4 protein-coding genes are annotated in these 5,535 nt (G+C 54.9%); all 4 read right to left on the bottom strand.

Features of this window, described 5'->3' with window-relative positions; translation table 11 throughout:
* Nucleotides 1–52: 52 nt before the first annotated feature.
* The 4 genes from ABYV26_RS19485 to glnD all read right to left on the bottom strand — a co-directional run bounded on the left by ABYV26_RS19485 (nt 53) and on the right by glnD (nt 5,470).
* Entirely contained in the window at nt 53–1,006 is a 954-nt protein-coding gene (locus tag ABYV26_RS19485; protein ID WP_372683025.1) for a glutamine synthetase beta-grasp domain-containing protein, read from the bottom strand.
* A 60-nt stretch (nt 1,007–1,066) separates the two neighbouring features.
* Nucleotides 1,067–1,405, bottom strand: a complete 339-nt coding sequence (locus tag ABYV26_RS19480) for a P-II family nitrogen regulator (RefSeq protein ID WP_372683024.1) — start codon at nt 1,403–1,405, stop codon at nt 1,067–1,069.
* Nucleotides 1,406–1,459: 54 nt separating this feature from the next.
* The gene (locus ABYV26_RS19475) at nt 1,460–2,755 is read right to left on the bottom strand and encodes an ammonium transporter (protein ID WP_372683023.1); all 1,296 of its coding nucleotides are present in this window, start codon (nt 2,753–2,755) and stop codon (nt 1,460–1,462) included.
* A 72-nt stretch (nt 2,756–2,827) separates the two neighbouring features.
* On the bottom strand, nt 2,828–5,470 hold the full coding sequence (gene glnD, locus ABYV26_RS19470; protein WP_372683022.1) for a [protein-PII] uridylyltransferase: 2,643 nt from the start codon (nt 5,468–5,470) through the stop codon (nt 2,828–2,830).
* Nucleotides 5,471–5,535: the final 65 nt, after the last annotated feature.

Here is a 5,535-nt window from a genome sequence, read left to right as displayed (position 1 = left end):
TGGAATAGGCCAGGTTCACCGGCGCCTCGAATCCCGGCACCAGCCGTGTATATTAGTTGGTGGGGGGGGTGGTGAAGGCGCATAGGGCCCCGCATTGCTTGAGGATGCCGCCCATGGCCCACAGGGCTTCCTGAGAGACGCCGGCGTATTTGTCCCCGGCAAACAGGGGTTTGCCTTCTTTCCAGATGCTCACGTGGGTGTGCATGCCGGTGCCGTTGTCGCCATACAGCGGTTTGGGCATAAAGGTGACGGTGTGGCCGGCATTATAAGCCACGTTTTTCAATACATACTTGAACCACATCAGCTGGTCGGCCATCTGCAGCAGCGGCTTGAAGCGCATGTCGATCTCGGATTGACCGGCAGTGGCCACCTCATGGTGTTGGCACTCCACGTCAATGCCAAGGCTTTCTAAGGTCAGCAACATGTCGGAGCGAAGATCCTGGAACTTGTCCGATGGCGGTACGGGGAAGTAGCCCTCCTTGTGGCGAGATTTGTATCCCAGGTTGGGATCTTCGCATCGGCCCGAGTTCCAGATGCCCTCCACGGAATCGATGGCATAGAAGGCGCCATTTTTCTGGCTGTCATAGCGGATGTCATCAAAAATGAAAAATTCGGCTTCAGGGCCGATAAAGGCCGTATCGCCGATGCCGGTGCTCTTGAGATAGGCCTCGACCTTTTTAGCGATGTTACGCGGATCGCGGGTGTAGGCTTCGCGCGTGATCGGATCGGCGATGTCGCCGATAAGCACCAGGGTGGGCACCTTGAAGAAAGGGTCGATTTTCGCGGTGGCCGCATCCGGGATTACCAGCATGTCGCTGGCGTTGATCGGTTGCCAACCGCGGATGCTTGAGCCGTCAAAACCGAAGCCGTCTTCGAAGCTGCCCTCGTTCAGTTCCCCGATGGGCACGCTGAAATGCTGCCACATTCCCGGGAAATCCATGAAACGAATGTCCACGACCTTCGCGCCTTTTTCCTTCGCCATTGCCAATACTTGTTCTGGGGTCATAATTGTCCTCCTGAAAATGTTGAATAGGTAGAAATACGATTTGAAAAGCGGTTCTATCGATTAAATTGCATCTGTTCCTGTTTCACCGGTTCGAACCCGGATGACCTCTTCCACTGAGAATACGAAGATTTTTCCATCGCCGATTTTTCCGGTGTTAGCGGCTTTTTGAATGGCCTCCACCACCTGGGAGGCACGATCCGAGTCCACGATAATCTCGATCTTAACCTTGGGGATGAAGTCCACCACATACTCGGCGCCGCGATAGATCTCCTTGTGTCCCTTTTGGCGCCCATAGCCTTTAACCTCCGAGATGGTCATTCCCTGAATGCCGATCTCGTTGAGAGCCTCTTTCACATCGTCCAATTTGAAGGGTTTGACGATGGCCTCGATCTTTTTCATTTTTTAATCTCCTGTTGTTAATGGCCGAGAGAGCGATGGACGTCTCCCCGAATGTTAAATTTCAGCGATTTCAAAGCCACGTTCACCGTGAAGGGCGTTGTCCAGGCCTTGGATCTCCTCATCGCGTTCCACGCGCAGGCCGCCGGTCAGCACTTTGGTGACAACGATAACAATCAGCGTCCCCACAGCTGTGAATACCGCGGTGGCGAGAATCGAGACGATCTGAATCCATAGCTGCCCGGGGTTGCCGTAAAACAGGCCAGCGGCACTTTCGGTGATGGCGGGGTTGGCGAAAAGACCGGTGGCCAGGGCACCCCAGATGCCGCACATGCCATGCACACCGAAGGCGTCCAGTGAATCGTCGTAACCGACTTTTTGTTTCAGCACGGCAACGGAAAAGTAGCCCAATGCCCCGGAAACCAATCCGATAACCAATGCGGCGGGAAGGTTGACAAACCCGGCGGCCGGCGTGATGGCCACCAGTCCGGCAACCACGCCCGAAGCGATGCCCAATACCGTCGGTTTGCCGGTAACGATCCATTCGCAGAACATCCACACTAGGGCCGCCGTGGCGGCAGAGGTGTTGGTCACCATAAAGGCCGATGCGGCCACACCGTCGGCGGCCAGTTGACTGCCCGCGTTGAACCCGAACCAGCCGAACCACAACAGGGCAGCACCTAACGCGGTCAACGCGATGCTGGAGGGGAACATGGCTTCTTTGCCATAGCCGACGCGCTTGCCCAGCACCAGTGAAAGCACCAGGCCGGCCACACCGGCGTTGATATGAACCACATTGCCGCCGGCAAAGTCAAGGGCGCCCATCGCGCCCATCCAGCCGCCGCCCCAGACCCAATGGGCGATGGGGCAATAGATGAAGGTGATCCACAATATGGTAAACACGATCCACGAGGAAAATTTCATCCGGTCGACGATGGATCCCAGCACCAGGGCAACGGTGATGCCGGCAAAGGTCATCTGGAACAAGGCGAACACATAGGTAGGAATGCTGCCGCTCAGGCTGTCCACACCGATGCTGCTCATGAAAAAATAGTCGAATCCGCCGATGATACCGCCTTTGCTTGAACCGAATGCCAGGGTGTACCCCCACATCATCCAGATGACGCTGGCCAGGCAGTAGGACACAAAGGTCATGGCCAGGGTGTTGAGCAGGTTTTTGTAGCGCGACATACCACCGTAGAACAGGGCTAGTCCCGCCGGGGTCATCATCATTACCAACGCTGTCGAGACAATCATCCAGGCGGTGTCGCCGGAGTCCAGGAGATCTTCGGCAAATGCAGGGGTAGCGATCAATCCGAGTGTCAATACAAGCCAAATCGATTTCAGTTTCATGGTTGCGTTTTCCTCGTTTGGGGAATGCCATTAGGGCCATTCCAGACGTTAACAAATTCGTGAGGGCCGCGGTTAGCCATGGATCGGATCTTCACCCGGGAGAATGTCTTGGATGGCTGCCTTGACGGCTGCTACCTGCTGCGGATCGTCCACCTTCTGTCCGTCAAAATCCCTCACGTAAAACACATCCACCACCTGGTCCACCTTGGTGGCGATCTTGGCGACCCAAATATCCAAGCCGCATTTGAAAAGCGCATCGGTCACCCGGAACAACAGGCCGGGAAAGTTAAATGTCACCACCTCGACAATCGTAAAAAAGCTGGATGTTTGGTTGTCCACGACGATTTCTGTGGGTCTTTCGGCCGTGTACGGCCGGATCGGTGTCGCATCGTTTTTTTTGCGGACCAGTTTGTCGCCCAGATCCAACCGGCCTGCCAACGCATCCTCGAGGTCCCGTCGAGCCCGCTCCCATCGCTCATCTTCGAAGATCGGATCCGGTGGTGGATTGACTTCAAAAACGTCCAGGGCAATGTTGTTGCGCCAGGTAAAAATCTGAACGTCGAGGATATCGATATTGTTCAAGGTGAAAACACCCGCAATCCTGGAAATAAGACCGGGTCTGTCTTTGGCGCAGATGGTCACCGTTCGGGTATCCGCACCCGGCGCGCGCGCGACGTTCCAGACAAAGGGCCGGTCGCCGACCTCGGCGTAGAGCTGCAGGTGCTTGGGGATATTGCCGACAGGTGTGTAGAGCATGTAACGGGGTGACATTAAGTTGAGCAACCGGTCCAACTGGTCCGGCGCCATTTCCGCAGTCATGGCCTCAACCACCGCCTGCCGCTTTTTCTCCACGGTTCTAACGGCCCGGCCGGAGGCCAGTTCGCCATGTTCGAGAACATTGAGAACCTTTAAAAAAAGATTTTCCAGCAGTGACGCGGTCCAGTCATTCCAGGCCTTGGGGCCGGTGGCCATGGAGTCGGCAACGGTCAGCAGGTAGAGCATCTTTAACAGGTCGGCCTTCTTGATGATCCGGGCTAAGGTGACAGCCGTTTCTTCATCATTGATGTCCCGCCGTGTGGCCGTCTGGACCAACAGCAGATGATGCTCGACCAGAAAAGAGACGATTTTGGCATCTGCCGGGCTGGCGCTCTTTTCCAGGAGGATTTTTTCAGCCTGGACAGCGCCGCGTTCGGAATGGCCGTTGGTGGGCTCGCCTTTGCCGATGTCGTGAAGCAGGGCGGCCCACAACAGAACTTTCTTTTTTTTCAATTCTTTGTACAGGCTGTGGGCGAGGGCGTCTGCTTTGGCCCCCGCATCGGTGTCGAAGCCCCGCAACGTTTTTATGGTGTAAAGCAGGTGCCTGGCCACCGGATATAGGTGATACTGGTCGAACTGGATTCGGTTGACCACCGATTTAAACTCCGGAATGAATCGGGCCAGGAAACCCGTATACAGCATCTGGTTGAGAACTTCGAAGGTCCGGGAAGAGCGGATCAGGATCCGCTCAAACTGATGAACCACGGTTGAATCGCGTCTGAACGCATCGTCCACCAGGTGCGAGAAATCTTTCACCAGCCGTTTGGCTTCGCTGTTCAGCGGCGCCCGCTGAGCAGCGCTCTCCGCAAAGATATCGATCAGCAGACGCGGGTTGTTGAGGATTTTTTCCGGCGAAATGAAATTGAGCATTCCCCGGTTGAATTTAAGCCCCTTGACTTGGGTGGTCTTCAGCCCCTTGTTTTTTCTTTTGAGACGTTTTTTCTGTTCCATTTCATACAGGAACATCTCGTGCTGCTGTTTCACATACTCCATATGACCGTGAAGTTCGCCTAAAAGGTGCTCCACGGGCAGGTGGCCGTTCACAGCCGGTATTCCCATCACGTCGGCCAGCTTGCGCTGCTGCTCCAGATGAATCTGATCACTTTTTCGATTCATCATCAGGTGAAATCGGTTTCTCACGTTCCAAATGAAGGCAAGCGCTTCGGACATGCGCGTATAGTCATCATGGGAAAAATAGCCATAGTATTCCAGATCGCGACGCTGTTTGATGCCGGACTTGATTTTTGCGATCCACAGCATGGTGTGATAGTCCCGCAGTCCCCCCTGGCCCTCCTTGAAATTGGGTTCCAGCAGGTAGGACGAGTCGCCGAAACGTCGGTGCCGCTCCCGGTTGGTTTCCACCAGCCAGGAGATGATCGTGTCGGGTTTCAGATTGATGAACTTAGTACGGATCTGTTCCATCAACTTTATGAACAGCGGAGACATGCCGCAGATGAACCGAGCATCAAGGATAGAGGTCAGCACCTCGAAATCTTTGCGCGCCATGGAGATGCATTCTTTGATGGAGCGCGTGGCATGCCCCACATCCAGCCCCATGTCCCACAACGGGTAGACGATCTCGCGCACCAGATCCTCGGCTACCCGGGGAACCTTCTTTTCGAACAGGAACAGCAGGTCCACATCCGAGTAAACACATTGCTCCGCCCGGCCGTATCCTCCCAAAGCCACGATCGCATAAGGATTCTTGGCGATGTCCATCTTCGGCCCCACGACACTTTTTTCGTAGCGATGACGAAAGTAGTCGTCGATGAGCCGGGCATTGTCATCCAGAAAATCAGGCGCTTTTCCCGCCAAGAGATTATCGATGAGCCGTGCCCGCCCATTTTTCAGGGCCAGGGGAACATCGGCATAAAGATGGTGAGAGGCTGTATCGGTCAAATCCATATCCTTGTAATTTATGACAGGCATTACACAGAGCAACCTGTGTGCCAGACGGTTATTTT

The organism is Desulfosarcina sp. (genome assembly GCF_041551955.1).
Taxonomy (GTDB): domain Bacteria; phylum Desulfobacterota; class Desulfobacteria; order Desulfobacterales; family Desulfosarcinaceae; genus Desulfosarcina.
The sequence above is the reverse complement of the archived record's forward strand: the minus strand, read 5'-3'. Positions and strand labels throughout refer to the sequence as shown.

Excerpts from the sequence above, each read along its gene's own strand:
- ABYV26_RS19475 (WP_372683023.1), bottom strand. The coding sequence starts at position 2,755 with ATGAAACTGAAATCGATTTGGCTTGTATTGACACTCGGATTGATCGCT.
- ABYV26_RS19480 (WP_372683024.1), bottom strand. The coding sequence starts at position 1,405 with ATGAAAAAGATCGAGGCCATCGTCAAACCCTTCAAATTGGACGATGTG.
- ABYV26_RS19485 (WP_372683025.1), bottom strand. The coding sequence starts at position 1,006 with ATGACCCCAGAACAAGTATTGGCAATGGCGAAGGAAAAAGGCGCGAAG.